The organism is Arthrobacter sp. Y3225116 (assembly GCF_059091245.1).
Genome location: NZ_JBNHGL010000492.1, coordinates 1 through 902, shown reverse-complemented (window position 1 = coordinate 902; position 902 = coordinate 1). Strand labels below are relative to the sequence as shown.

General features: G+C 70.8%; 1 pseudogene. It reads left to right on the top strand.

The features are described 5' to 3' along the window. Nucleotides 1-528: 528 nt before the first annotated feature. Nucleotides 529-902 (top strand): annotated as a pseudogene (locus tag AC5RV2_RS18545) (HNH endonuclease); the annotation flags it as partial.

Genomic DNA, 902 nt, shown 5'->3' with positions numbered 1-902 from the left:
CCCCGAAACTGTCAGTGGCGGCGGATAGTCTGTTTTCAGTAGCAGTTCAGCACCATCGTTGGCCGCCGGGCAGTGGGTTTGCCGGTGGCGTCTGCGGATCCGTTCAGGGTTCGTGACCGCTCGTAGTCGAGGCCATGCAGTGCGCATGCTGAAGATTGAGACGCTGAGATGTTTGATCCGGCCGTACCCGAACCTCCCGCCGCGGCAGCGCCTGCCTCGAGATCGTCTGTCGCAGCGCCGGGCGCCGCAGCATCACCCCTCACCGCATCGCGCGCCGCCGTATCGCCCGCCGCAGCCCAGCCCGCAGCAGCATCGCCTGTTGCAGGACGTGCCACAGGTCCGTCTGCCACAGCCCCGCCCGTCCCGGTATCACCTGCTGCAGGACGTGCTGCAGGTCCGTCTGTCACAGCCCCGCCCGCTCCGGTATCACCTGCCGGCAGCGGTTCGAGGCGGGACCCCGGACGGGCCTCGGCACCGCTGCGTTCTGACGCCGTTCGCGCGGCGGCTGCTGCCCTCGAGGGCATTGACGTGGGTGCGCCGGACCGGGAACTGGTGGAGGAGCTTACGGCGTTGGAGGGTTTGAAGGCTGCCGCCGCGGCCGCGCAGGCCAGGGTCCAGGTCGCTTTGGAGGAATCGGTGCGGGCCCGCCGTGCCGCCGCCGGGGTCCCGAAAGACCGGCAGGGCGCCGGGGTTGCCGCCCAGATCGGGTTGGCCCGGCGCGAGTCCCCGCACCGTGCCGCGGTCCTGCTGAATCTGTCCCGGACCCTGGTCACACAGATGCCGCACACCCTGGCTGCGCTGGCCGCGGGGAGCCTGAACGAATACCGGGCCGAGATCCTGGCCCAGGAGACCGGCTGCCTGTCCCCGGAGGACCGGGCCCGCGTGGACCGGGAACTGGCCGG